This window comes from Neobacillus novalis NBRC 102450 (assembly GCF_001591805.1).
Classification (GTDB): domain Bacteria; phylum Bacillota; class Bacilli; order Bacillales; family Cytobacillaceae; genus Neobacillus; species Neobacillus novalis.
The window spans coordinates 57,244-81,518 of record NZ_BCVP01000009.1 but is presented as its reverse complement, the minus strand read 5'-3'; the positions used below and the strand labels follow the sequence as shown (position 1 = coordinate 81,518).

Below are 24,275 nucleotides of genomic sequence, written 5' to 3'. Positions count from 1 at the left end.
GCACCTCTTTCAATTATAGTATTCCTTTGCTAACTCCATAAAATTCTTAGCAGGTGTAGAGACAAAATGCTGTTCAAGCCAAATGACTCCTAAAGAAGAGGTCATGGTGGGATTGCTTATCGGCGTAGAGAAGAGACATTTAGCCCCGTAAACATCAAAAACAGATTTTGGAACGATCGTTGCCCCCATTCCCCCCTTAACTAGCTCCATTAAGACATGCATATCAGAGCACTCCGCAATACTTGTTATTTGAAGATTTTGTCTAGTAAATGCTTCAATAATCGTATTATAAATGCCCAATCCCTCTGTGCTAGGAATAATAAGGGGCATGTGCGAAATCTCTTCTAGAGATATAGTAGGTACTACATTATTGCTTACGAAAACAAAAGGCTCATTAATAAGATGATGATATGTCAAACCACGATGTTCAAGGGGAAGACGTACAAATGCAATTTCAATCACCCTGTTTTTTACCAATTCCGCTAAATACAAGGAGTCGTTTTGAACAATTTTTAGGGAAACAAGGGGGTTATTTTTGTAAAAAGATTGAAGCATTTCCGAAAATCCCGAAACCGATAATGTATTGATTCCTACATTAAGAACACCCTTTTTTCCCTCCTCTGTATCCTGTAATTCATTTTTTATTTCTTCAAAACTGTTTACGAGATGGATTGCTCTTTTGTAAAGTACATAGCCTTTATCGGTTAATTCCATACTCCTCCCATTTCTCTCAATTAATTTAACACCTAGCTCATCCTCTAATTGTTTCACCATTATGCTAAGCGGTGGTTGAGACAAATGCAGCCGGTTGGCAGCAGCTGTTATATTCTTTTCCTCAGCTATCGCTATAAAATACCGTAATTGTTTAATGTCCATTGAATTCACCTTCTATTTAAAAAATATATAGTTTTTATATAAATTATATATTTTTCATATAGTATATGTCCATGATATGATAACTCTCGATTTCAATGTAAATAGAAAGGTGATCACATGGAACGATTTTTTAAATTAAATCAACATGGTACGACAATTACAAAAGAATTTTCAGCAGGATTTATTTCATATTTAACAGCGTTCTACATCATTATTGTCAATGCAACGATTTTGGCAGTAGCAGGAATTCCGATGGAAGCAGGAATCATCGCGACCATATTAACCAGTTCTTTTGGATGCGTAGTAGTCGGCTTATGGAGTAATACCCCTCTCACCCTCATCCCTGGTATGGGCCTCAATGCGATGTTTACTTATACTATCGTTCAAACTGGGGGATTTACTTGGCAGGAAGCGTTGGCGATGGTTTTCGTTACAGGAATCATCTTTGTTGTGATTGCCTTTACACCAATGGCGAAAATGATTATGACCTCTATTCCTAATTCCTTAAAAGAAGCCATTACCGTTGGGATTGGAATCTTATTGATCTTAATTGGATTTGACAATGCTGGTATTATTACAAATTCTGAGCATACCCTGCTTGCAATTGGAGATTTAAGCAGTCCCTCAGCAATCACTACACTCATTGGTTTGGTTATTACGGTTTTATTATTTATTAAAAATGTACCGGGAAACCTTTTATTAAGTATTTTGATTACCTCGTTGTTATCGATTTGGCTTGGCGGGGCCACTACTGAAGGGCTTTCCCTTTCAATGCCATCCTTTCATGGATACCTTGGCGTTTTTGGTCAGGCTTCGTGGTCACAAGTAGGTAATATCGTATTCTGGCTGACTTCTATCTCTTTTGCAATGGTAGTTGTGTTTGAAAATATTGGCTTGATTCATGGACATAGCAATATGTTAAAAAAACCTGGAATCAGTAAGAAGTCACTCCAGGCTACAGCTGTTTCCGTTTTATCTTCCGGGATTTTTGGAACAAGTCCTACTGTTGCATCAGTGGAAGGCGCAGCAGGAATTGCAGCCGGCGGAAAAACGGGGTTGACCAGCATTGTGACCGGGATATTGTTTCTCGTTTCGCTCTTATTTATACCTGTCATTAAAATGGTTCCAGCAAGTGCAGTTTCCCCGATTCTGATATTAATAGGCGTTCTTATGCTGCAAAACATTGTCCATATTTCAATGGATGACTTAACAGAGAGCTTTCCGGCACTTCTTATTGTTGTATTAATTCCATTAACCTATAGCATTGCAGATGGTATGGCAATCGGATTTATTCTATACCCATTGATGAAGCTTTTATTGGGGAAAGGAAAGGAAGTTCACCCTGTGCTTTATTTAATTGCCGTTCTATTTATTGGAAATTTTATTATTCAATACGTATTTTAGCGAAAAAGCTAATACCTGCAATCTAACCGTTTATTACCTACTATTACCCAAAATGGAGGCTTCTAAAATGTTCGAATATAAACTAGTGAAAGTTAAACTTAGTAGATGGAACAATATGCCGAAAGAAGATTATCATGAGATTATTGCCAATCATGCGAAGGATGGTTGGAGATTCGTCCAATTATTCGCACCAGCTACATCTGGATACGGTTCTGCTTCATATTTTGAAATTATTTTTTGAAAAACCACTCATTTAAGAAAAGTGCCTGTAACACTTCGAATAATGTTAATTTATTCAACAAAATGAGGGTGGTACTTACAGTACAATTTTTTCATTGACATTTATTATCATTTGTTTTAAAGTTACAAAAGTAAGTTTGAATAATAAAAACCATTTGTTTGTGGACTTTTCTAGAGATGTCTCTATTTTCGCCACACAGCTTTCCTAGAATAGCTGTGTGGCTTTTTTGCGTGATTAAGGGGTGGCACGCCACAAAAATGAAGCAATTTATCCAATGGTTTTTTATAGAATGAAAGGGGTAGGAAAAATGAAAACTTGGCAATACGCACTTATTGTGTTTTTAGGAGGATGCTGCTACGGTGCCTTATCTACTTTTGTAAAGCTTGCTTATTCCGCGGGTTTTACCACGGCAGAGGTGACGGGGAGTCAGTATTTATTGGGGACAATACTCATCTGGATGGTAGCCCTTTTTACAAAAAAGAAAAAACTGACACTTCCCCAAATAGGAAAACTACTTATTTCGGGAATTCCGCTTGGTTTAACTGGTGTCTTTTATTATCAATCACTACAAACACTTCACGCTTCCCTTGCGATTATCTTTTTATTTCAATTTGTCTGGATTGGCAGCTTATTTGAGTGGTTTTTTTATAAAAAGGCACCGACAATTGGGAAGATTGTTTCTATAGGAATTCTCGTTATTGGATCCATTCTGGCAGCAGGCATTATTACAGAAGGCGGCGGAGGCATAACATGGCAAGGAACGATTTGGGGACTGCTTTCCGCTTTGACCTATACTTCTTTCATCTTTCTTAGCAGCACGGTGGGAAAAGATACACCAGCTGTACAGAAAAGTGCTCTATTTGCCACTGGTGGTTTGATTGCTGTTTTAATCCTTGTTCAGCCAACGGAGTTACTCCATTTACCTGTTTTCATGGGTGTAGCACCTTATGGTCTGTATCTTGGCATATTAGGTGTTTCCTTGCCGCCACTTTTACTTTCAATTGGGATGCCGCATATCGGTCCAGGGCTTGGTACCATTTTAACAGCTTCAGAACTTCCGGTTGCAATCATATTATCATCGCTTGTTTTAGCAGAACAAGTAAGCACATCCCAATGGATCGGAGTTGTTTTAATATTAGGTGGAATTATCGCAGGAAATGTCAAATTACCTAAAGCTAAAATGAAGTCCGTTTCTTTTGAAAGGGAATCAGCATCATAGATTAGACAGGGGAGAGGAGTCCCGAGTTCGCACAGAGCAGAGCATATGATGAACAACAATACTACGTGTCTCTTCCACAAAATTGTCCTTCATTATCCTTATGAAGGACAATTCTCTTTTGTTTTCCAACCTAAATGTCCTTCATCTCCCATATGAAGGACAAATCTCTCTTGTTTTCCAACATAAATGTCCTTCATCTCTTATGAAGGACAAATCTCTCTTGTTTTCCAACATAAATGTCCTTCATCTCCCTTATGAAGGACAAATCTCTCTTGTTTTCCAACATAAATGTCCTTCATCTCCTTTATGAAGGACATTTCTTACTAGTTTTCTCTCAAAATTGCCCTTCATTTATTACGCTACATTCTTTTTGGAAAATCCCGTGATGACAAAACATGTAATAAACGCAACTGTAGTTACTATTATGGCAAAAATTAATCCAATCGCCCCCATAAAAGTATCTTCACCTGGATAAGATGGTTTGAGTGTTACGAACCAATAAGCGAAAATAAAAGTTAAGAAAATATAAAAACTGCTCCCGACAGCCCCCACCTTCAAACGGTTTCTTTTCGTTCCTTGCCATGCATTATTAATTAATACCCATGAAAAGATACTTCCCATTACACCAAAAACCATTACAAGTAAATGAACAAATGGAATGGAAAAATACATCAGCAAATAGAGCAGACTACCCGTTAAAACAAATAGAACTGCATTCATACTGAATACGAATATGCCAGCAATCCAATGATTTTGAAACCACTTCGCATTTTCTAACTTAAGCACCAGTCTGTTATTTTTTCCAAACATGTCTATTACGGATCCTTTAAAAAATATCGCACTTAATACTCCAAGGACACCGATGAACAAAATCACTGACATACTTCTCCCCCTCTTTACAAATCCCGCTATTTTGGCGTATTACTATCACTTCTGTATTCGAGAATATCACCAGGTTGACAGTCCAAAGCCACACATATAGCCTCTAAAGTTGAAAATCTAATAGCTTTTGCCTTTCCATTTTTCAAAATAGAAAGATTAGCCATCGTTATTCCAACTCGCTCTGAAAGTTCTGTAACGCTCATTTTTCTTTTAGCTAACATAACATCAATATTAATGATGATTGCCATTCTATCACCTCAGACTGTTAGATCATTTTCTGATTTTAATTCAATTGCACTTCTTAATAGTTCCTGAAGAATAGCAGTAAAGAGTGAAATTACAAGTGTTGCAAAGACGATGACTATACCAATAATTGCAATTCCGGGATGTAGAGCGTTTTGTATTGCAAGCATAAATATCCCGATTACATACAAGATAATTATGGTAAACGCACACTTCTTTATAAATCCTAATGAAAATACAGCCAATTCTGAAAAGGCAAGATCTCTTTCGATATAATTTAAAAGCTTTAATGCTTGATATAGAGCGAAAAAGAATGGAATTTCAGTGGCGTATAAACCTACAAGAACAGGAAATCGTAAATAAGCATATTCAGGATTCATCTCTGCTGCCTCTTTTGCCAGTCCTGGTAAGAAAAATATAGAAACTACAAGAGTTATAATCCCAATAACAAAAATCGTCCCCTTTAACCAAATGACTGTTCCTCGTTTCATATAGCACCTCACGTTTTGATAATTAGATATATTATAATTACATTTTTATCATTTATCAATAAATTTTTATCATTTTAAATGATAATTTTGTTGTTATTAAATTTCTTATCAAAATTTTATTTCAACTATTATGCTACTTTTGAATAAAAATAAAGAGTCATTTCTGCATAGAGAAATGCCCCTTTGTATTACACTGTTTAAAAGGATTTTATTTAAGAAACTAGATAAAATACAGTATTTTTTTCTTATTTAAGAATTTTGTTTAATCGATTCTTCTACATAAGTTAGGAAATTGGGGTAGGTTGAGTTTCCTTCCAGGAATTGAGATACCTCAAATAATGGTAATAGCACTGTATCCCTATTTTTTGAATAAAGAACACTCTGCTGCGTTTGAATGCTACTATACACTCCATCAAGTTTGGAAGAATGATTGTAAACCGAACCAAACTCATACCAGTAAAAGTCTTGCTTAATATTATTTTTAATAACTTCACCAATATAAGCACCTATTCGAACCACGAAATTATCAAAATGCTTATTCAACAGTTCATTACCGATTTCAGAATTCATTAATCTTTTTGCATACATATCAATATATCGAATGCTTTCAATAGTAAAATCTAAATTTCTTTTAGTAAGGTTCTCTTGATCCCAGGAATCATTCGAGACATCCTGATACATCAATTTCGCCATGCCTTTTAAATCATCTTTTATTAATTTTGTTCTATTTAAGAAACCAAACATAGGATGGAATTCTCCTTCATTTGTAATTTATTTAATCGCCAGCAATATGGACTTTACCTATGTCCGGTCCAGAAATTTGATTAATAAATTCTTCGTATTCGTTCAGATTATTGACCGAAATAAATAATTTGAAATGAGATTTATTCAGTTAGGATCTATGTCTACTTCGCTTGAATTATGTGAAAATCCTTTTATTTACACTTTCACTCAACAATTCTGTTAATTTAAAGTCTAATCTATTGTCGTATTATAAAATTTTAATCTTCTTTCTTCATAGGTCTTCTCATCTTCCGTACCAAAACTATAGCCATCTCTAATAATTGACATAACGGGTACATGAGGAGTTAGGGCTATTTTCCATTCTCCATCCTCTAAGACTGTAACAATTAAAAAGTAATTACCTCCGTCAATAAAGAACTTGTCCTGTTTATGCACTTTTAAATTTACTCCCACATAAAACACTCTTGGGTAAGTAAATTTCTCAATATAGTGACTAGGTAAAAATTGCTTTCCATATTCATAGGGAAGTTCCTTCCACCTGACAATTTTTGCTTCTTCAATATTCAACAAACCACGTTTGTAGTTCTGGTTTTCTTTGTCGGCTACAAAGTCTAATAATTCTTTCTTATGTTCTTTTACCCACCAAGAAGAAGCATTTTCCCACTGGTGATCATTCAAATCAACAATATAATTTTTGATAACTTTTTCTGGGGATACTGTTGCTTCCCCTTTAGCAGAACTGCTAAATATGCAGCAGAAAAGCAAAGTAAAGACAATGATTGGTTTATTCATGAGTGATCGCCTGCCAGTCTAATTTTAATCTTAGATTATCCATCTTTCTCCTTAAAAATATCTAATTCATATTTTTCCTAATAAGAAAAGCGCAAATCGCTTTAAATATAGTAACTTTTGGAGAAAAACAGCCTGGAGTTGGGTAGATTATCCACTTTGGACGTCAAATTGGAGAAAAAATGTAATTAGAAGAGACTTGCCCGTCTGAAAAACATATTTTTCTCGTGGAAAAGAAGTCAATTGTACTCCCCCAATTTTTTATTAGCGAATTTTGAGAGTTTATTAGCAATTCTTACAAGTTTATTAGCGATTCTGCCATGTTTATTAGCGAATTATAGGATTTATTAGCGAATTGAAATTTACCATGGAAAAACCTTAGGAAAATATCCCCTTCCCTTTTTTAGACCCGAATAATTTACCTTTCCAGAATATTTTTGGTGACTTAACGGGAGACGCCTAATGCCGCATATTCTTTATCTATCACGTAATTTCACACTATAGTGCCTCATGGATTTTGGAATCCCTTTTAACTCAAGGACACCGCTATAGACTAAATGTCTAATTCTATATTCTAAATAAGAATCACCAACCGACTCATACATATGATGCAATATTTCACCAATTACTCTTCCGGTTCTGATAAAGTCTTTGGCTTCCTGCTCCCGATGAAGCTGTTCTATTGTATTGATGATAAGCAAATCATAATACTGTTCTGGCACCTCTGTTACTGCTCCATTTTGCCATAATCGAAGGACCCCTTTGGATTCTGCCAGTACTTCCCATTCTCTTTGAAATTGGATTCGTTCCTCCTGCGATAAGGGGTTGGCTGCCTTGTTTTTTTCAAACAGGAATGTTAATTGTTCTGGGTCAAGCTCATCGGTATGAACTATAGACCTTATTTCTTCATTTGAAGCCAACCATTGCTGATAGAGTTCAGTCGTGTTCATGAGAAAAATCTGATTAGCCTTTTCTCTTAATAAGTGAAGAATGAACCGGATCCCTGTTTGTTCGCCGCCATTATTGGCATACCAAATGTAAATAGGGGCGTTTGCAGGCAGATCCTCTAGCTCCAACAGTGTATTGGTAAAATTATTCTCCCGTTCATATTCAGCATGCCCCGAATTAATATTCTCATTTAACCATTCATTACGACGGGCTTGTCCTATTTTACTTTCAAGCTTCCATATTGGCCCGATTGAAAAAAAACCATCAAATTCAATGACAGTTTTTGGCTGCGCTAGTCCAAATCGTAACGCACCAGCGGCAGATGCTGAGGAAACGAGGTGAACCGGTGCTGTTATTGACCTATCTTTTTTTTGCCTAGACTTGCGCTGATTTTGAATGAGTTGATTTATTTCCCCTACCATAAAGTTAGTATCATCTAGCCGGAGAGAGTAACCTCGACCCTCAAGCGGTTTCCACTCTTCGTGATTAAAGATCTCAAATTCATCCTCATGATTGATCTCGAACTGAGTCCATTCTCCTCGCTCTGATAATTCTGAAACAGTTAGATACTTTTCATCCTCAATTTTATAGACAAAAACAACATTTGGCTCAGCAAAAAAATAAATAAATGGATAGTCTTCTCTTGATTTCAACCCTATCAGCCCCTTTCTATATAAAGGATTTCCACAAAAAAATGATAGTATAAATTTCCCAATATTTGTCTTCATTATATCAGAAACAATATTGCTTACTTGGATGTGCTTTTTCTAGTGGCAAGATCACGCAAAAAAAGAACCCTTGATATCATTATCAGAGTTCTCTTCATGTACTACTAAAACACTACACATCAAAACTACTTCCTGCTAAGCATTACTCTTTCTCATCGAACCACTAATTAAATCCTTGCCCTTCCAATGTGCCGCACCCATTGCTGCCAAGAGCAGGATACCTGTTACTACAAAGACAATTTGCACCGGAAAAATCCCGCCGATGACACCGCCGATTATCGGGCCAATCATCCCGCCAATTTGGTTAGCTGTTTGACTTAAACCAAATGCTCGTCCGCGGAAGTCCTCTGCTGTTGACTTCACAACGAGGCCATTTAATGCCGGGTAGACTGCGCAGAAAAAGACGCCGAACACGAAACGGATAATCGAAAATCCGATAATTTCACTAAAGAGAATTTGTGCCAGCGTGCCAAGGCCGCCGCCAAGAAGTCCGATAACGAGAACCCGATGAAATCCCACTTTATCGGCCCATTTTCCCCAGACGGGAGCAAATAAGGCACTTGCGATTCCCGGAAGTGAGAAGACAATACCAGCTAATAGTGAAGCCTTATCAACTGAGCCGCCCAATTTTACTATATACAAGGGAAGGACCGGTTCGATTGTCATGATCGAACCTGCAGTGATGATCGTTAAGAGAAGCACCAGCATCAATGGTCGATTACCCCAAGCTTCTTTAATATCATTTTTTACTGAACCGCGTTTTTTGCTTGGGGTGAAGTTCTCCTCCGTAACCCAAAAAATGACCAAAATAGTCGAAATCAACGTGAAAATTCCTGCGCTGCCAAAAGCCCAGCGGTTTCCTACCAAATGAGCAATCCCCCCGCCAAGCAGCGGTCCGAGAATCCCGCCTGATGCGGATGCGGTAGAAATCATCGACAGGGCGTATCCGATCTTTTTACCTGGCGTATTCGTCCCAATCAAGGCAATCGCTCCAGGAATAAATCCTGTTAATAACCCCTGCATAATTCGTAAGACCAATAACTGATAGGGATTGGTCACAAAAGCAGTTAAAGTGTAAATGATGAAAAGGCATAATCCCGCCCGTATAATCATCGGTTTTCGTCCATATTTATCGGCTACACTGCCCCAGAACGGGGAAGCGATGGCCCCTGCGAAAAAGGCAGCGCTAAATAACAATCCTGCCCACAACTCCACATTTTCGGTGACACCAATTTGCGGCAGAAAGATGGGCAAAAAAGGGATGACCATTGAAAAGCTTGCCGATGTGAAAAAGACGCCAATCCACAGCACCCATAAATTACGTTTCCAGCCTTGCATGCTAATCGCTCTCCCATTTAGATCATAAATAATAATTTCCCCCTCACTTTACCACAAAAGCGAAAAGAATAAACCTTTAGTGCCCCGAAGTAAATTCCATAAATATTTTTTCAATCGGAAAATTTTCCTTTTTTAAATTGGACATTTCTTCATAATCAAGCAAAAATAAAAATATAGAAAACCTGTTCAAACAAAGCACACATTGACAGGAATTCGGAATGGATAATTGTTAGGATTGAATCAAGGAGTGAGCGATATGGGATGGGTCGAATCGTTGCAGCGGGCAATCGACTATATGGAAGAACATTTACTAGAACCTTTATCGATTGAAGGGATTGCGAAACAGGCGAATGTCTCGGTATTTCACTTCCAACGGACTTTTTCAATATTAACCGATATAACGGTGGGTGATTATATTCGCCGCAGACGGTTAACTCTTGCTGCTCAAGAACTCTCGAATACCAGCAGTAAAATTATTGATATCGCCCTGAAATATGGCTACGACACTCCTGAGGCTTTTAGCAAAGCCTTTCGTAGGCAGCACGGGATTACACCCAGTCAAGCAAGAAGTTATCATGGCACGCTAAAATCGTATAACCGCCTGATGATTCAGGTGAGTCTGAAAGGAGCCGATCCGATGAATTACAAAATTATTGAAAGAGAAAGTTTCCAAGTAGTTGGCGTCAAACGGGAGTTTTCCTGTGTAAACGGGGAGAATTTGGTTGCAATTCCAAAGATGTGGGATGATGTGCATGCAGATGGCACTAACGACATATTAATGAAGTTGAATAAAGGAGAAATTAAAGGTGTTGTTGGTGTTTGTGTGGATAAAAGTAGTAACCAATCTGAGCCACTCATTGATTACTGGATCGCTGCAGAATATAACGGGGAGACACCGGATGGATTCATGCAGCTTGAAATTCCTGCATCAAAGTGGGTGGTGTTCGAGGTTCACGGTCCTATGCCAGATTCAATCCAGGAGGTTTGGAAACAAATTTATTCAGAATGGTTTCCATCCAATCATTATAAGCCAGCAGGCACCCCTGAATTGGAAGTTTATTTTGATGGAGATCCGTGGAGCCCTGACTACTACTCCGAAATTTGGATACCGTTGAAGAGAGACTGAGCAAAAACATAGCGATGGTTGGTGTTTGTATCAAGCATCGCTATGTGTTTACTAATACTCACTTCTTGAAGATTGTTGTTTTCTTAGATTCGCCGATTGAATGTGCAAATTCGCCGATTGAAACCCAATAATCGCCGATAGAAATGCTAAATCCGCCGATAGAAGAGACAAATTCGCTGATAGAAAAAGAGCCACCCCATTAAGCTTGAAAATTCGCTCATTGAATTCTAGAATTCGCCCATTGAACTCAATGGTCTTTAATTTTCACCACTTTTTGAACAAATGGATACATTAAGTAACCAATCCAAACCCCGAGCAAATTTAAGATAAGATCATCCATATCAGCACTGCCGCATCTTGTAATGTGCTGTGTTGTTTCAATCATTAAGATGACAATAACTGGTACGAATAGTAACAAACGACTCGATGGGTTTTTATAAAGCATTAATGCCGCCATTCCAAATGGCACGAAGAGAAAAATATTTGCTGCTAAATTATAAAATGCAACCAAAAAATTTACGTTTCCAATTAGGAAACTCATAATAGTTTTAAAAGGGATGTAATTAATTTGACTATAATCTTGGTTCGCCGGGCGGAAGAATAGTAGAACAAATAAGCCAAAGCTATATATTCCCATAACACTTTTTAAAATAGTTTTAGATATTCGAAGGGTTTCACTACACACAAAATAAACAACGAATAACACAATAATTGTCAAACCCATCCACACCACTATCAAAACAATAGGGTGCAGATAGGATAAGAGCCGTAACCAGACAGGCAAAAAAATAACAAATAGGAGCTGCGATAAACCTAACGAAAGCCAAAATGCTTTATTTTTCATGTTAATTAATCCTCAATCTCAATTAGCCTCAAGAATTCGGATAGGCTGCTTGCAAAAACTGGACAGATTGTGTAATGATCGACTGTAATACCGCTATATCAATGTCTGCAACCTTATTGATATACACACAGCCTTTACCGGTTGTATGCTTTCCAAACTCCTTAAGCAAGTCCTCACGTTTGGAGTCACCCGGCGCAAAATACAAACTTATTTTAGCCTTGCGCGGTGAAAAGCCGACTAAAGGGGCATCGCCTTCATGTCCAGAATCATATTTATAATGATAAGATCCAAATCCGATAATACTTGGCCCCCACATTTTTGCTTCAAATCCTGTCGTTTCCGAAAAAATATCTATTAATTTATAGGCATCTTCACGTTTTTTCGGATTCTCAACACTCTCAATAAACTCCACAACACTGTTATCCGTTTCTTTTGTTTTTTGCTGATAGCTCATTAGAATCTCTCCTATTCTTTGAAAAAATGAACTCCACGACTACTTAGTATGCCCCTTATTTAATGAAATAACCTTTTTTAAGCCAATTGCAGTTAGAACCACATCTATTAATCAATACTCCTTAAATCTTGTTTTTCCTGCTTTTTAAGCAGGAATTACATATTAAATAATAGAATAGTTTGTGATGAGGTGGGATCGAATGAACAAAGAAGATATCATTAATGAAAAGTTAGCATTAATTGACCGGGTGCATTCTTTAAAAACTATATCAGACGATTTATGGTTCCTGCCATTTCGAGAAGGTTCATGGGGGATTGCCGACGTGATTTCACATTTTATCGCTTGGGATCAATTCATGATTGATAACAGGATTTCGTATCTATTAAAAAACGAGCCATTCCCTCAAATGGTCATTGATGTGGAGGAAATAAACAGGGCTGCATCGTCATATACCAGATCGGGGATAACGAAGAGTCAGCTGATAGATGAGTTCATTTCGGTTAGGAATCTATTACTGTCCCTCTTAGATCAATTAGACACAGAACAATTCGCCAGGTCGCTTCCTGGTAAGGAGAATATGACTCTCGGTGATTACTTTGTTGGAATGATTGAGCATGATCAAACACATATAGCGGAAATTGAATCATTTATTAACCAAAATCAAAAAGCGTAGGGGAATTATTACCGGTTAGAATTCTCCAAAAAATGGTTTGGAATCTTCAAGCCATTTTTTCTTTTTTAGTATGAATTACATTCTCCCCTCTTTTTATCCATTTCCAAATTCTAAAACAGCCAAAAATGGATATCAAAAAAAAGAGCCATTCACGTTTATCACTTATATATTGCCAGGATGGAAAGAAACATACATATAACTGCTGAAGTAAATAAGATGACAGAAGTTACAAGATTTCTTCTAAATTTAATAGCATATGCACAAAAAAAGATTGCCGCAGCTAATTTAGAACAGCTTTGAAAATAAGCATTATTCGAAAAAAGTGAACTGCTAAAAATAATTGAAATAAGCAAAGTTGTCGAAATTAGTATTTTGAACCACAAAGGCTCTATTAGGAATAGTTTAATTATAAATTTTATCCTCTGCATAACGGTATGACTCCCTTCAATACACTTTCATTTCTAATTAACCATATGATGTATCTTTGAAAAGTAATACTTACCTTTTGCATTGGTGTTAACATATGTATTGGCAGCATGACAATCACTTCTGTCACCCTGCTAAATAAGGTGCGAATTAGTTGCTGTTCCATTCTTCACCTTTTAGAATCCTTATTTCCCCATTTAATTCGAAATGAAATTCTATAATCAGCATGCAAATGGATTATTTTAATAATTTCCCCTTCTCAATTATTCAATTTGCACTTAACCGATAGTTATAAAGGATAGTAATGATTTACTATCTCTACAAGACGATCAGAGTTTTCTGCAGATACATTTTCAGACAATCTTGCCCCGGCAATGATTGGAGCCCATTGAAAAATCTCGTCTTTTGACAAATCGCTTTTCGCACAATAAAGACGCAAATACAAATCTGCTAATTCCATTGAAACATGTGAATACAAAAGATATGTGCGATATATATCAGCACGGATATCCCCCGCACAGGCATCAACCCAATCAATAATTGTCACTTTATTATCTGTCATTATCAAGTTAAACAAATGATAATCTCCATGACAGAGCCTTCTCTCAAATGTCATCGAATTCAATTTTTCTATTAAAGCAGACTTATGCCTTTTATCAAGATTATGGGCTGATTCAATTTGACGGCTTAATTTTTCAGTCATGGGTTCAAGTGAATCAGCGGCAATCATATGAATTTTTTGTTGTATATCAACGGAAATATTCATGTAAAATTCTGCTTGTTCCAAGTTTTCGGATAAGATATCACCTATTGTTCGACCGTTAATATATTCCATTATGATCGCTTGTTTCCCGTCTATTTTCGTGACGTCCAATATTTCAGGAACAGAAAGTCCACACGAATAGGCATATTTATGCTTATTTGCTTCATATGAAGATTCCGTATCCGGCAAATAGTCATTAAATATTTTGACAATCCTGTTTTCGCAAAGATATATTTTCGCTGTATTTCCAATTGCTATTGGAGTCCCTAAATTCATTTGTTATCCCTCTTTCCATCGGCAGTTAAAGCTTATCTCCACCCTATTATTTACATATTACTACATTCTTGTTGAAAAGGACGAGAATCAAATAGTAAAAATGCGTTAACAATGTCTTTATCTAATCTAATAAATTGCATGTTACATAATACCATGTTAAAATATTATTATGTAACATGGATTAAGGGGCGTTTATTAATGGAATATGTTGAATCGCTAAGAGATATCAAGCAAATCAATGAAATAAAAAAGTATTTAAAAAAGTATTCTGAGCGTGACTATGTTCTTTTTGTCTTTGGAATTAATACTGGGTTAAAAATTACCGAAATGCTGAATATCAAGGTTGCCGATGTGCTTGACAAAGAAAACAGTGTTAAGAAGTTCTATTTGTTGGCAAATAAAGAAACGGTGAAGGAAGTCTACCTTAATCAAAAAGTAAAACAGGCTATTGTCCATTATGTTCATACGCACCAATTATCAAGTGAAGACTTTTTGTTTAAGTCCAGTAAAACCGATAATCCGATTACCCGCCAACAAGCTTATCGGATCATTCATCAAGCGGCAGAAGCGATTGGAATCGGAGAAAAAATCGGTACCAACTCACTAAGGAAAACCTTTGGATATCATGCTTATAAACGTGGAATAGCCATTTCAATATTGCAAAAGCATTTCAATCATTCAACCCCTTCCGAAACACTCAAATACCTGGGAATTTCCAAAAATGAAAAAATAAGAACTGAAATCGATGTGAACCTTTAATGCTCAACTTTTTAATTCATGATCAAACCATATAGGAGGAAAGAAAATGAATATTCGCGAAATCGAACTTCCTGGTATCGGGAAAAAGTATGAAATCATCACCAAAAGCAAGGACAGAATAGTAGTTATTATTCACGATGATGGCAGAAGAGACATTTATTATTTTGATCAAGAGGATCACGAGGAAGCCATTTCCAGCACAACGTTTGATGATACGGAAGCAAGGCAAATTGCTGCGATTATTGGCGGAATGACTTACGCACCAAAGGCATTAGAAACGATTGAAATGGCATTTGATGATCTGGTCATTGAATGGTCTAAGGTAGAACCCGGAGCATTAGCGGTTAATCAAACGATCGGAAATTTAGATATTCGTCAATCCTATGAAGTCAATATCGTCGCGCTTATCAAACGCAATCAGCAAAAAATTCATACCCCTGGTCCTGAAACCCTTTTAGAAATAGGAGACACAGTCATCGTGTCCGGACAGCGCAATCAAGTAAAAAAGATTGTAAAAGAAATTCTTTCAAGAAGGGACGGGTGATATAAATGGCAAATCACTTAGTATTTGAGGTAGGTACAGCATTAGTTTTAGTCGCCTTCGCAGCATTATTAGCAGGAAGGTTAAAGTTTTCCATCATTCCGTTGCTAATCCTTTTAGGGATGGTAGTTGGTCCACATGCACCGCAGTTTGGAATTATCGATCTTAGATTCATAGAAAGCTCTGAAATTATTGAATTTTTCGGGCGTATCGGGGTTTTGTTTTTATTATTTTATCTTGGGCTGGAATTCTCAGTAGGAAAACTAATTCGATCAGGGCGTTCTATTGCAGTTGGCGGAACTATTTATGTAGCTCTTAATTTCACTTTAGGATTAATTTACGGCTTCACTGTTGGCTTTCCTATTATGGAAACGTTAATTATTGCGGGTCTCCTTAGTGTCTCCTCGACAGCCATTGTCGCTAAGGTGGTAGTTGATTTAAAAAGAACCGCCAATTCAGAAACAGAATTAATATTGGGGATTATCTTGTTTGATGATATTTTCTTGGCTTTATTCCTCTCCATCATGTCAGGTCTTTTACTAGGTGGGTCCACGACGTTTTTAGGGACCATTACTTCCGTTCTAATCTCTCTTGGGTATATGATTCTATTTTTCGTTATCGCCCGCAAAGGAACTCCAATCCTTAATAAACTATTAAATATTAAGTCTAATGAGATTTTCATCCTCGTTATCTTTGCTTCACTATTTTTTGTCGCCGGTTTTTCGGAAAAACTCCATGTTGCTGAAGCGATTGGTGCACTATTGCTGGGTTTAGTCTTTTCTGAAACTGAACATCGAGAGCGTATTGAACAGTTAGTTATCCCATTTCGAGATTTCTTTGGGGCACTATTTTTCTTCAGCTTTGGTTTAAGTATAGATCCATTTAGCCTAGGTGGTGCCATTTGGTTAGCTTTAGGCGCTGTTATCCTCACAATCATTAGCAACTTTGTAGCGGGAATGATTTCCGGAAGAAAAGCTGGTTTGTCTCATAAGGCCTCTTCAAATATCGGATTAACAATCGTTTCTCGGGGAGAATTTTCAATCATTGTTGCTAATTTAGGACTTGCTGGAGGCTTAATGCCCATCCTAAAACCATTTACCGCAGTTTATGTTCTAATCCTGGCTATTCTTGGCCCTTTGTTAACAAAAGAGTCTAAAAATATTTATTATTTTTTAAACAGAATTTTCCAATGGGAAAATAAGGAAAAAACTAAAAAGCAAATTACATCTATTCCTAAAAAACAAGCGGAAGAGAATAATAGTCCTGGAATATAAATAAGAAAAAAGCTAACGAAGCGGGATGATAACATCCTACTTTGTTAGCTTTATTTACAATTTAACTCCCTTAAGAAAGGAGGAATTTAATGATGAGCATCGGCATAGCCATTGTTCTATTAACGTATGTGACAATCTTAGTCTTGTCATATGCAATCCTTGTTTTCACTCAGGAAAATGATGATAAAGGCCGTATGATTATTAACAAAGCTTATCAATATTATTATTCCATACTCCTTATCAGCATACTTGTCGTTCTCTGCCTTATAAAACTCCCGCACATCACTCTTGATTTTCAAACCACCAGTTATCTGATCATTGCCAGTAAGTTTATATCCGTCCTTACACTTGGCGGCAGTATTTATGTATTAAGCAAAAAGGAATGTAAAAATTAATTCTCGTGATATTTAATATTTGGTCTCGTATTCTGGAATTGGATGGTTAAGCGGCCGTTTCATTGAATTTAAAAGGGTTTCCGTTCGATATCCAAACGTAACTTCTATTTATTGAAAGGCTGTGTTAAAAGGGAATGTTGATTTCCGTTCCAGGCGCTTCGCTTTCCGCGGGGCGGGCGGTGAGCCTCCTCGGCGCTAAAGCGCCTGCGGGGTCTCACCTGTCCCGCTGATCCCGCAGGAGTCTCGCGCCTTCCACTCCAATCAACATTGTACTCAAAATCAACAATATTCTTTAACACAGCCTATTGAAAAGAACTCTCCGTATTAAAATCCGGACGTTTTTTAAGGTATTCAATCTTTTTTACTTGGTACATGTTATCCTTGAATTGATAGGTAATGAGAATTCCGCCTTCTGTTGGTGGAGAAATGTGACCACTGATATAAACTACTAGTTCGTTTTTATATACAGAGAAATCAATCTGCTCAAGTTTCAAGTAATCATAAGTAGTGTCATTTGTTTTTTTCTTACCAATCGTTATCTCAACTTGGTCATTAGATACTTTTTTCATTTTTACATTCTTATTAATGATTGCCACCGGATTATCAATTAACTTTTCCTCAAATATTTCTCCAATGTTTGTCTTCGTTTTCTGTAGCACATGGGCTTCCGTAATCATGATTCCTGTACCATGGTCAGTTGTTAATACGATGACCAACTCTTCTTTTCCGTCCTGGTTAATATCTTCGAAAAATAATCTTGGACCAAATGCAGGAGCATCAGTACTTCTCCAGTATGGGAACCATCTAATACCTCCATCCATCACCAACCTGAATTTTTCTAAGTTCCCTTCTCTTCTTGTCGCATAAAGAGTCGCTTTGGCTTTCTTTAGCGTGGCTACTACTTCTGATTGCGGTTCTCCTTTATTTGAAATATGAAGCGTCTTATTTTTCCCGTCATACTCGACATCCAGTTTCAGCTCGCTGCTTATCGATTCAATAGCAACATAGGGCGAACCGCCTATGATTCGTACAATGGACGTATCGAAAATAGAAATACCGAAAATTGGCTGCCCATTCACAAACACTTTAAAAGGAGTAACAGCGGATACGACCGGAACAAAGGTAATTAATAACACAAAGAATACGGATAAGAACCATTTTATTTTCATCTAATCAACAGCCTTTTGGGTAAATTTATTTTGTTTACTTTTCCCAAATTAGCCCTTTATTAGCATTAAATAATGATCCATGAGGCAGTGCTGCACACTCGTTCATCCATGGTAGTTGAATAATGATTTATTTACAATATTTCCTTTGCGTCTGAAGGTAAATTTCTTATATGTTTAAGATATTCCGTTATATTTTTATCGTCATCCATTGGATATGCAAACAATAAGTTATCTGCAACACCTTTTGCTAAACTTCTAAACAATTCACAGGTGGTAAAAATAGCGTCCCAAAAATTATCATAGTCATTGTCAGAATAAGTTTTTTCATACATTTCCCAATATGGTTCAGGAAGGTACTTTTTAAAATACTTCCCCATTTTTCCTGTCGAGACTTGGAAGTCGTGGTTTATACCGATCCACCATGAAACCATCTCATCCAATCTAGTTCTTATTACATTTTCAAACATTTGCTTTGCGTATGGTAATTCATCGCGCCAAATTCCTTTGGCGACGTTTTGAAGACACCACCAAAAATCATTGCAACAACTAAAAAACATTGCTTCTGTTGGCTTGTTTACATGGTAATCAATATCAGTGGGAGCTGGGATATGCGGCAGAATATTGTCCTTATCTAATAAATAAACCGTCAGTTTATCATTGCCATATTCAGCAATCATTGCATCTTTTGTTTCGATATGAAGGTCGATACGATTCCCATCTGTAAAGAGCATTAAATACCCATAAGACCTGTCAAAATCCATATCCTCTCCAACTGATTTATCGTTTTTATCAGGCTCCTGAATCATAAGTAAATCTCCAAAACTCTTAATCCATTTCTCATCTTTTATGAAAGAGGCCGTTTCTGTCACGACATAAACAATATCGTAATCTTGAAAAATATCCTTTGGCGCATTAGGATTGGTTCTTGAACCGTTCATATAAACAGCTCGAATTCTTTCGTCTTTTTGAGCAATCCCTAGAATTAAATCAAACATTTCTTTTTCTGACCTCATAGCTATTCACCTCATTAAAGTCTTTTGTATTATTAAAATTTTAACCTTTCAAAAAATCCCTTTTCAACTAAACTTAATACAATCATTTAGTGTCTGGGATGCTGTCGCCAAACTGTTCTTAGGTTTCCGTAAGTAAATTCCCAAAGTTGGAATGTTATACAGGAGAGTGAATTTCAATGTATAAAACCATACTTCTTTTTTCACTCATGATATTTTTATTCCCATCATGCAGTGCCACAAAAATAGTTGACCAAAACTATGAGATTGTAAGCCTGTACATAATTAAGAATGATAAGGCAGAAAAAGTTGCGGAACTAAAAGTTGAACTACTCACCACTTATCGCTCTTACGAGAAATTGAAGTGGGAGATTCCTAAGAACACCAGTGTATCCACCAGTTATTAATTAGGCGATCCCCGTCGCACCAACGGTTAGAAGTCTAATCGCTTCATTTTTTAGATTGATACTTGCGTTAATATCACGGTTTGCATGATGAGTATGACATTCTGGGCAGTCCCATTCACGCAAAGCAAGATTCTTAACGTCTTTATTTTGGTATCCACAGCTTGAACAAAGTTGACTGGAAGGGAAATTCTTCGCCACTGTCACAACTTGTTTTCCAAACCACTTGGCTTTGTACTCGACCATGGTTTTAAATTGTGACCAAGATACTTCACTAATGGCTTTTGCGAGTTTATGATTCTTTAACATATTGAAAAACGCTGTTTTCGTAAACATTGTTATTATAAAAAAGGGGGAAATTGAGACTTTTTTAAATGAAAAACGTCTTATTGTATAAAGGGGAGATAATTTTGAAAAATATAAAATGTTTAATTGCCTTTATAGGTTTAATTTCAATTTTTATTGTTGGTTGTTCAAATGTAAATGAAAATGAAGAGCAAATCATTGAAGTTCAAAAGCGTATTGGTGATGTAATTAAATACGAAGACTTTAATGAAATTACCAAAAATGAGCAAGTTCAAAAGGTAAGAGAAATATTAGACGATATTGATTGGCAAAACGCAAAAGTAGATATGGCTCGCCCTGCTGATTACCGATTTAGTTTCCACTTTACTAATCCAAAAATACAGCTGGAAAAAATTGATTTATATGAACTTTGGATAAGCCCAAATAAAGATAAAGTGGAACTCGTAATAGACGCTGCGAGCAGATATATTCAATTAGACAAGGATAAGTCCGCTGAACTATTTGAAATAATTACAGGCGAAAAATTATCTGACCAATAATATTTTATTCCACCTCTTATTAGAGGTCTTTTATTATGCACTTCTAAGTATTTCAACCGTTGTGTAATTTGATTTTTGACACGCTGAAATAAGCATATGCTCAATCTGTTTTTCGAGAGACAGATGCTTCCCTAATTCTAACCAACGGAACCAGTAGAGATAGTTATCAAGGAACTTGGTTGCTACTCCTTGAAATCTTCTCATCCTCGTTTTTAATCGACTATGAAAACTATTAACGTGTTGGATGTGATAAATCCCCTTTCTCACTCGTTCTTTCTTACTGTCATTAATGGGTTCGTGTTTTAAGCCTTTAATCCTGGCGAATTTCTTATAGTTCTTTGCTGTATCAGTACATAACACGGCAGACTTAGGAATATAACTTCCGATAGCCGCATCTATTTCCGTAGCCTTTACACGACCTGTACCAGCTTTCTTTGCAATGATATTACCATTTCGGTCTTGAGCTACAACAACCACAATTTTAAGGTCAGAAATTCCTGGTTTTGCATCTTTTGTAGCTCTCTTCTTTGGTTCACGATGGATTACTTCGCGTCCTTTGCAAGACTCACGAAAGAAGGTTTCGTCACTTTCAACGATACCTTCTAATTGATTAAAACCGTGTGTTCCTAATGCGTTTAAGATTTTATGTCTCCAATAAAATGCGGTAGAAATGTGTATCTCCAAACGTTTTGCGATTTTTGGCAATGTAAAGCCATCTACCATCAATTCGATATACTTGACCCATTTTTCGGGATAACGAGAACCCGAAAAAGGTGTATTAGTCATATCATTGAATGACTTTCCACAATCCTGGCAGAGATAGCGTTGAAAAAGGCTCCGACGGCATTCTTGTTTTCGAAAAAAAGGATAAGAAACTTGAATTACAAGTATATACAGATACGGGTAATATCTTGACGAAAAAGTACTATGTCAACTCTTTGATTGACTTAAAAAAACACTTTAGTTACTAATACCTTTTCGTCAATGATATTTAGTACATCGCTTTTTTGACGCGTCGTACTGTTACTTTTTAACCCTCCGTTAATATGGCTTCCTTGCTGAATTTAAATCATATTTCCGACGATAAATCCTGTAACAAACGCTTTCGTGGTATCACCTGTATTGTGTTTATAAATGGGAAGCCCACTTTTAAACAGCAAAGGATTTGTTAAAGCTTCATTGATTGCCTTATCTACGATTTCGGGAATATCCTCCTCATTGGTAGATGACGGTATAAAAAATTGATTGGATAGAACATCTGGACTTGGAAATTCCGTTGTGAATTTCTGTAAACCCATTTTGACAAATACGCCTTCTGAACTATCAAAAAAGGACAAATCAATTTCAGTACCCGCGTATTCATGCACTAAACGAAAAAATTGTCCGCCTTCCGTCATAAAATTTTCCTCCTGAGAAAAACCTAATGTTTCAGTGGCTTTCAGGATCTGGTTGCTTGAAGGAGGTATAAGAACGGTAATATCCTCACGATTAGAAGCATCTTTCCCTAAGTCTATATCCAGTTTAGTAGAAAGGTAATATTCTACCTTATCAGTACTTACGGGAATATCTCTTGGCAATATTAATTCGAAAGGAACTTCCCTGTAGCTTCTGGCCTGAATGAATAAACATTGATCCTCTTCTAAAGAATAATTAATCAGAGGTGTGATTTTGGGAATCTTATCCTTAATTACTTTGACATACAAAATGCTTTCTAAGCTGTTTATCTTTTTATCGCGGGAACCACCTTTGATTAAAAGTTTGCCTGTCATGATTTCACCAGGAAGAAATTCATTCTTATCTAATTTCAAGTCTACTTTTGCCGATTCTAATCCGAACATTCCATATTCACCTCTGTCTTTTATTTTCAATTTAAACGACTGCGAGCGTATGTATACCTTTTGCTTTGAATTTTATTAGAAAGTTTAATTTAAAGGTTAGTGTTACCTTATATCCTTCTTTAGCAAGCTTAATTGAATACTTTCCCGGTCCAGCACCATTATCCAGAACGTTTCCCGTTTTTGGCAGATATTTTTTTTATAGTGCCAATTCACTTGGAACTCTATCGGTTCTCGATTAAGCCTACCCCATTCATCAAATTGATTGTAATAGTCGATTATCTCGCTTATAAATTTCTCCTGTATTTTATGCTTTGACTCCATTTAATTCGATAAACAAACTATAAATCCTGCTTACAGTTCTGTAATTTCTTATATAATAGACGTACGAATATAGTTTGCTTTATACAATAGGTGTTGTTTTTAAAGGGGATGTTTATTTGAAAGAAGAGAATATAAAAGGCAGCAAGAAAACCGCCTGGGGAATATTAGGGACAATTGGAGCATTATTATTAGGAAAATTTAAATTTGTTTTGGTAATTTTAAAATTCCTTAAACTTCATACACTGATAAGCATGATTATCTATCTCGGAACTTATGCCCTTATCTTTGGTTGGAAGTTTGCAATAGCCTTAGTCTACCTTTTGTTTGTTCATGAAATGGGACATATGTATGCCGCTAAAAGGTTGAAACTGCCTGTTAGCCCAGCTGTATTTATTCCCTTTATGGGGGCGGTTATTGGCCTTAAAGAAATGCCAAAAAGTGCAAAAGACGAGGGATTTTTGGCATACATGGGTCCTTTATTTGGATTATTAGCCTTTTTGCCAGCCATTCCATTGTATTTATATACACAACAATCATTCTGGGCACTTCTGATTTATTTGGGCGGGCTGATAAATTTATTTAATTTAATCCCTATTACCCCATTAGATGGGGGAAGAATTGCAGCAGGGATCAGTACTAAACTATGGGGATTAGGGATTATATTATTACTTGCTTTTTCCGTCATGCATTTTAGTTTCATAGGGTTTATCATTGTCATCCTCGGTTCAAAAGAATGGTACAAATTATATAAAAAACAAAAAAGTTTAACTAAAGATAAAATAGAAGTCCAAGAACTTGAACACTTAGTACTAACATTAAAGCAAGAATCTCATAATCTAGATTCTGCTCAAGAAATTGCTAGAAAAGCAAAATGGAACGTCTCAAATCAAGAAATTACTGAAATATTAAATAAACTGAATTCTGAAATTGAAAGAATGAAAAAGGACCTTTATCTCCAACAATTATCCGGTACCCAAACATGGAGCGAAGAGGATATCCATAACAATCAACAAGTTATCGAGGGTATTCTCAACAATTTAGAAGAAAAGGTGTCAAATTTTAAAAAAGAAGTACAGATAACGGAAACCTATTATAAAACAAGCAAAAAGACAAAAATGCAGTTGTTTTTTATTTATATCGGTCTAGTCATTGCCCTAGCATTTAGCTATTATTATGGCAATGAAATTCTCATGAACCATCCAGAAATACAAAAAATTATGAATAGATAAGGGACAGGTCCCTTGTCTTTCATTA

At 36.4% G+C, this 24,275-nt stretch carries 27 protein-coding genes and 3 pseudogenes; 12 read left to right on the top strand and 18 right to left on the bottom strand.

Annotated features, from left to right (window positions below; translation table 11 throughout):
* Window positions 1-9 precede the first annotated feature (9 nt).
* Window positions 10-876, bottom strand: a complete 867-nt coding sequence (locus BANVL01_RS06270; RefSeq protein WP_066083190.1) for a LysR family transcriptional regulator — start codon at window positions 874-876, stop codon at window positions 10-12.
* Between the two features lie 117 nt (window positions 877-993).
* On the opposite strand from BANVL01_RS06270, the gene BANVL01_RS06265 reads away from it, so the two are divergent.
* The 3 genes from BANVL01_RS06265 to BANVL01_RS06260 all read left to right on the top strand — a co-directional run bounded on the left by BANVL01_RS06265 (window position 994) and on the right by BANVL01_RS06260 (window position 3,740).
* Entirely contained in the window at window positions 994-2,280 is a 1,287-nt protein-coding gene (locus BANVL01_RS06265) for an NCS2 family permease (RefSeq protein WP_066083188.1), read from the top strand.
* Between the two features lie 67 nt (window positions 2,281-2,347).
* Window positions 2,348-2,521 (top strand): DUF4177 domain-containing protein, encoded by a 174-nt coding sequence (locus BANVL01_RS26585; protein WP_082804884.1) that lies wholly within the window; start codon window positions 2,348-2,350, stop codon window positions 2,519-2,521.
* 307 nt (window positions 2,522-2,828) lie between these two features.
* Window positions 2,829-3,740, top strand: coding sequence for an EamA family transporter (locus BANVL01_RS06260; protein WP_066083184.1), 912 nt, complete (start codon window positions 2,829-2,831; stop codon window positions 3,738-3,740).
* 354 nt (window positions 3,741-4,094) lie between these two features.
* On the opposite strand, the gene BANVL01_RS06255 is transcribed toward BANVL01_RS06260, so the two are convergent.
* The 7 genes from BANVL01_RS06255 to BANVL01_RS06225 form a co-directional block, all read right to left on the bottom strand.
* Window positions 4,095-4,622, bottom strand: a complete 528-nt coding sequence (locus tag BANVL01_RS06255; protein WP_066083182.1) for a hypothetical protein — start codon at window positions 4,620-4,622, stop codon at window positions 4,095-4,097.
* A 26-nt stretch (window positions 4,623-4,648) separates the two neighbouring features.
* Window positions 4,649-4,870 (bottom strand): helix-turn-helix domain-containing protein, encoded by a 222-nt coding sequence (locus tag BANVL01_RS06250; protein WP_066083181.1) that lies wholly within the window; start codon window positions 4,868-4,870, stop codon window positions 4,649-4,651.
* Between the two features lie 9 nt (window positions 4,871-4,879).
* Complete coding sequence (locus BANVL01_RS06245) at window positions 4,880-5,356, bottom strand: DUF2975 domain-containing protein (protein ID WP_066083179.1); 477 nt, start codon at window positions 5,354-5,356, stop codon at window positions 4,880-4,882.
* A 249-nt stretch (window positions 5,357-5,605) separates the two neighbouring features.
* Complete coding sequence (locus BANVL01_RS06240; protein WP_066083178.1) at window positions 5,606-6,100, bottom strand: hypothetical protein; 495 nt, start codon at window positions 6,098-6,100, stop codon at window positions 5,606-5,608.
* 231 nt (window positions 6,101-6,331) lie between these two features.
* Window positions 6,332-6,892, bottom strand: coding sequence for a hypothetical protein (locus tag BANVL01_RS06235; protein WP_066083176.1), 561 nt, complete (start codon window positions 6,890-6,892; stop codon window positions 6,332-6,334).
* Window positions 6,893-7,365: 473 nt separating this feature from the next.
* Window positions 7,366-8,490, bottom strand: coding sequence for a DUF1835 domain-containing protein (locus tag BANVL01_RS06230; protein WP_066083175.1), 1,125 nt, complete (start codon window positions 8,488-8,490; stop codon window positions 7,366-7,368).
* Between the two features lie 210 nt (window positions 8,491-8,700).
* Window positions 8,701-9,903, bottom strand: coding sequence for an MFS transporter (locus BANVL01_RS06225; RefSeq protein WP_066083173.1), 1,203 nt, complete (start codon window positions 9,901-9,903; stop codon window positions 8,701-8,703).
* A 256-nt stretch (window positions 9,904-10,159) separates the two neighbouring features.
* Between BANVL01_RS06225 and BANVL01_RS06220 the strand changes: the two genes are divergently transcribed.
* Window positions 10,160-11,029: an AraC family transcriptional regulator gene (locus BANVL01_RS06220; RefSeq protein WP_066083171.1), complete on the top strand. Its 870-nt coding sequence runs from the start codon at window positions 10,160-10,162 to the stop codon at window positions 11,027-11,029.
* Window positions 11,030-11,276: 247 nt separating this feature from the next.
* Here the strand turns inward: BANVL01_RS06220 and BANVL01_RS06215 are convergent, their stop codons facing one another.
* Window positions 11,277-11,873, bottom strand: coding sequence for a VanZ family protein (locus tag BANVL01_RS06215; protein WP_066083170.1), 597 nt, complete (start codon window positions 11,871-11,873; stop codon window positions 11,277-11,279).
* Window positions 11,874-11,901: 28 nt separating this feature from the next.
* The gene (locus BANVL01_RS06210) at window positions 11,902-12,327 is read right to left on the bottom strand and encodes a DUF1801 domain-containing protein (RefSeq protein WP_066083168.1); all 426 of its coding nucleotides are present in this window, start codon (window positions 12,325-12,327) and stop codon (window positions 11,902-11,904) included.
* Between the two features lie 199 nt (window positions 12,328-12,526).
* Between BANVL01_RS06210 and BANVL01_RS06205 the strand changes: the two genes are divergently transcribed.
* Together BANVL01_RS06205 and BANVL01_RS28535 are read left to right on the top strand one after the other, a co-directional pair.
* Entirely contained in the window at window positions 12,527-13,000 is a 474-nt protein-coding gene (locus tag BANVL01_RS06205) for a DinB family protein (protein ID WP_066083167.1), read from the top strand.
* A 177-nt stretch (window positions 13,001-13,177) separates the two neighbouring features.
* Complete coding sequence (locus BANVL01_RS28535) at window positions 13,178-13,300, top strand: hypothetical protein (RefSeq protein ID WP_268874910.1); 123 nt, start codon at window positions 13,178-13,180, stop codon at window positions 13,298-13,300.
* A 115-nt stretch (window positions 13,301-13,415) separates the two neighbouring features.
* Here the strand turns inward: BANVL01_RS28535 and BANVL01_RS27185 are convergent, their stop codons facing one another.
* Together BANVL01_RS27185 and BANVL01_RS06195 are read right to left on the bottom strand one after the other, a co-directional pair.
* A complete protein-coding gene (locus BANVL01_RS27185) occupies window positions 13,416-13,592 on the bottom strand; it encodes a hypothetical protein (protein ID WP_156482202.1) in 177 nt (58 codons plus the stop codon).
* Window positions 13,593-13,715: 123 nt separating this feature from the next.
* Window positions 13,716-14,465, bottom strand: coding sequence for an aminoglycoside phosphotransferase family protein (locus BANVL01_RS06195; protein WP_066083162.1), 750 nt, complete (start codon window positions 14,463-14,465; stop codon window positions 13,716-13,718).
* 198 nt (window positions 14,466-14,663) lie between these two features.
* Between BANVL01_RS06195 and BANVL01_RS06190 the strand changes: the two genes are divergently transcribed.
* From BANVL01_RS06190 to BANVL01_RS06175, 4 genes are all read left to right on the top strand, one after another.
* A complete protein-coding gene (locus tag BANVL01_RS06190; protein ID WP_066083160.1) occupies window positions 14,664-15,224 on the top strand; it encodes a tyrosine-type recombinase/integrase in 561 nt (186 codons plus the stop codon).
* A 46-nt stretch (window positions 15,225-15,270) separates the two neighbouring features.
* A complete protein-coding gene (locus BANVL01_RS06185; protein WP_066083158.1) occupies window positions 15,271-15,768 on the top strand; it encodes a cation:proton antiporter regulatory subunit in 498 nt (165 codons plus the stop codon).
* A gap of 5 nt (window positions 15,769-15,773) precedes the next feature.
* Entirely contained in the window at window positions 15,774-17,039 is a 1,266-nt protein-coding gene (locus BANVL01_RS06180) for a cation:proton antiporter (protein ID WP_066083156.1), read from the top strand.
* A 92-nt stretch (window positions 17,040-17,131) separates the two neighbouring features.
* Window positions 17,132-17,434, top strand: coding sequence for a hypothetical protein (locus tag BANVL01_RS06175; RefSeq protein ID WP_066083154.1), 303 nt, complete (start codon window positions 17,132-17,134; stop codon window positions 17,432-17,434).
* 302 nt (window positions 17,435-17,736) lie between these two features.
* Here BANVL01_RS06175 and BANVL01_RS06170 read toward each other — a convergent pair whose 3' ends face one another.
* From BANVL01_RS06170 to BANVL01_RS06155, 3 genes and pseudogenes are all read right to left on the bottom strand, one after another.
* On the bottom strand, window positions 17,737-18,603 hold the full coding sequence (locus tag BANVL01_RS06170; RefSeq protein ID WP_066083152.1) for a hypothetical protein: 867 nt from the start codon (window positions 18,601-18,603) through the stop codon (window positions 17,737-17,739).
* 131 nt (window positions 18,604-18,734) lie between these two features.
* A complete protein-coding gene (locus BANVL01_RS06165; RefSeq protein ID WP_066083151.1) occupies window positions 18,735-19,616 on the bottom strand; it encodes an aminoglycoside 6-adenylyltransferase in 882 nt (293 codons plus the stop codon).
* 404 nt (window positions 19,617-20,020) lie between these two features.
* Window positions 20,021-20,329, bottom strand: a pseudogene (locus tag BANVL01_RS06155) (RNA-guided endonuclease TnpB family protein); the annotation flags it as partial.
* Between the two features lie 62 nt (window positions 20,330-20,391).
* Here BANVL01_RS06155 and BANVL01_RS06150 point away from each other — a divergent pair.
* Window positions 20,392-20,862 (top strand): YhfM domain-containing protein, encoded by a 471-nt coding sequence (locus BANVL01_RS06150; protein ID WP_066083143.1) that lies wholly within the window; start codon window positions 20,392-20,394, stop codon window positions 20,860-20,862.
* Window positions 20,863-20,895: 33 nt separating this feature from the next.
* On the opposite strand, the pseudogene BANVL01_RS06145 reads toward BANVL01_RS06150, so the two are convergent.
* From BANVL01_RS06145 to BANVL01_RS28150, 3 genes and pseudogenes are all read right to left on the bottom strand, one after another.
* A pseudogene (locus BANVL01_RS06145) lies at window positions 20,896-21,690 on the bottom strand (IS1595 family transposase); the annotation flags it as partial.
* Between the two features lie 236 nt (window positions 21,691-21,926).
* Window positions 21,927-22,700 (bottom strand): sporulation protein, encoded by a 774-nt coding sequence (locus BANVL01_RS06140; RefSeq protein WP_066083141.1) that lies wholly within the window; start codon window positions 22,698-22,700, stop codon window positions 21,927-21,929.
* 94 nt (window positions 22,701-22,794) lie between these two features.
* A pseudogene (locus BANVL01_RS28150) lies at window positions 22,795-22,988 on the bottom strand (class I SAM-dependent methyltransferase); the annotation flags it as partial.
* 164 nt (window positions 22,989-23,152) lie between these two features.
* Here BANVL01_RS28150 and BANVL01_RS06130 point away from each other — a divergent pair.
* Complete coding sequence (locus BANVL01_RS06130) at window positions 23,153-24,250, top strand: site-2 protease family protein (protein WP_066096097.1); 1,098 nt, start codon at window positions 23,153-23,155, stop codon at window positions 24,248-24,250.
* Window positions 24,251-24,275: the final 25 nt, after the last annotated feature.

Coding starts and splice junctions, on each gene's coding strand:
- BANVL01_RS06190 (WP_066083160.1), top strand. CDS start 14,664: ATGGAATATGTTGAATCGCTAAGAGATATCAAGCAAATCAATGAAATA.
- BANVL01_RS06250 (WP_066083181.1), bottom strand. CDS start 4,870: ATGGCAATCATCATTAATATTGATGTTATGTTAGCTAAAAGAAAAATG.
- BANVL01_RS06265 (WP_066083188.1), top strand. CDS start 994: ATGGAACGATTTTTTAAATTAAATCAACATGGTACGACAATTACAAAA.
- BANVL01_RS06175 (WP_066083154.1), top strand. CDS start 17,132: ATGAGCATCGGCATAGCCATTGTTCTATTAACGTATGTGACAATCTTA.
- BANVL01_RS26585 (WP_082804884.1), top strand. CDS start 2,348: ATGTTCGAATATAAACTAGTGAAAGTTAAACTTAGTAGATGGAACAAT.
- BANVL01_RS06220 (WP_066083171.1), top strand. CDS start 10,160: ATGGGATGGGTCGAATCGTTGCAGCGGGCAATCGACTATATGGAAGAA.
- BANVL01_RS27185 (WP_156482202.1), bottom strand. CDS start 13,592: ATGGAACAGCAACTAATTCGCACCTTATTTAGCAGGGTGACAGAAGTG.
- BANVL01_RS06225 (WP_066083173.1), bottom strand. CDS start 9,903: ATGCAAGGCTGGAAACGTAATTTATGGGTGCTGTGGATTGGCGTCTTT.
- BANVL01_RS28535 (WP_268874910.1), top strand. CDS start 13,178: ATGGAAAGAAACATACATATAACTGCTGAAGTAAATAAGATGACAGAA.
- BANVL01_RS06185 (WP_066083158.1), top strand. CDS start 15,271: ATGAATATTCGCGAAATCGAACTTCCTGGTATCGGGAAAAAGTATGAA.
- BANVL01_RS06235 (WP_066083176.1), bottom strand. CDS start 6,892: ATGAATAAACCAATCATTGTCTTTACTTTGCTTTTCTGCTGCATATTT.
- BANVL01_RS06210 (WP_066083168.1), bottom strand. CDS start 12,327: ATGAGCTATCAGCAAAAAACAAAAGAAACGGATAACAGTGTTGTGGAG.
- BANVL01_RS06165 (WP_066083151.1), bottom strand. CDS start 19,616: ATGAGGTCAGAAAAAGAAATGTTTGATTTAATTCTAGGGATTGCTCAA.
- BANVL01_RS06195 (WP_066083162.1), bottom strand. CDS start 14,465: ATGAATTTAGGGACTCCAATAGCAATTGGAAATACAGCGAAAATATAT.
- BANVL01_RS06150 (WP_066083143.1), top strand. CDS start 20,392: ATGAAAAACGTCTTATTGTATAAAGGGGAGATAATTTTGAAAAATATA.
- BANVL01_RS06260 (WP_066083184.1), top strand. CDS start 2,829: ATGAAAACTTGGCAATACGCACTTATTGTGTTTTTAGGAGGATGCTGC.
- BANVL01_RS06205 (WP_066083167.1), top strand. CDS start 12,527: ATGAACAAAGAAGATATCATTAATGAAAAGTTAGCATTAATTGACCGG.
- BANVL01_RS06240 (WP_066083178.1), bottom strand. CDS start 6,100: ATGTTTGGTTTCTTAAATAGAACAAAATTAATAAAAGATGATTTAAAA.
- BANVL01_RS06170 (WP_066083152.1), bottom strand. CDS start 18,603: ATGAAAATAAAATGGTTCTTATCCGTATTCTTTGTGTTATTAATTACC.
- BANVL01_RS06270 (WP_066083190.1), bottom strand. CDS start 876: ATGGACATTAAACAATTACGGTATTTTATAGCGATAGCTGAGGAAAAG.
- BANVL01_RS06140 (WP_066083141.1), bottom strand. CDS start 22,700: ATGTTCGGATTAGAATCGGCAAAAGTAGACTTGAAATTAGATAAGAAT.
- BANVL01_RS06215 (WP_066083170.1), bottom strand. CDS start 11,873: ATGAAAAATAAAGCATTTTGGCTTTCGTTAGGTTTATCGCAGCTCCTA.
- BANVL01_RS06255 (WP_066083182.1), bottom strand. CDS start 4,622: ATGTCAGTGATTTTGTTCATCGGTGTCCTTGGAGTATTAAGTGCGATA.
- BANVL01_RS06180 (WP_066083156.1), top strand. CDS start 15,774: ATGGCAAATCACTTAGTATTTGAGGTAGGTACAGCATTAGTTTTAGTC.
- BANVL01_RS06245 (WP_066083179.1), bottom strand. CDS start 5,356: ATGAAACGAGGAACAGTCATTTGGTTAAAGGGGACGATTTTTGTTATT.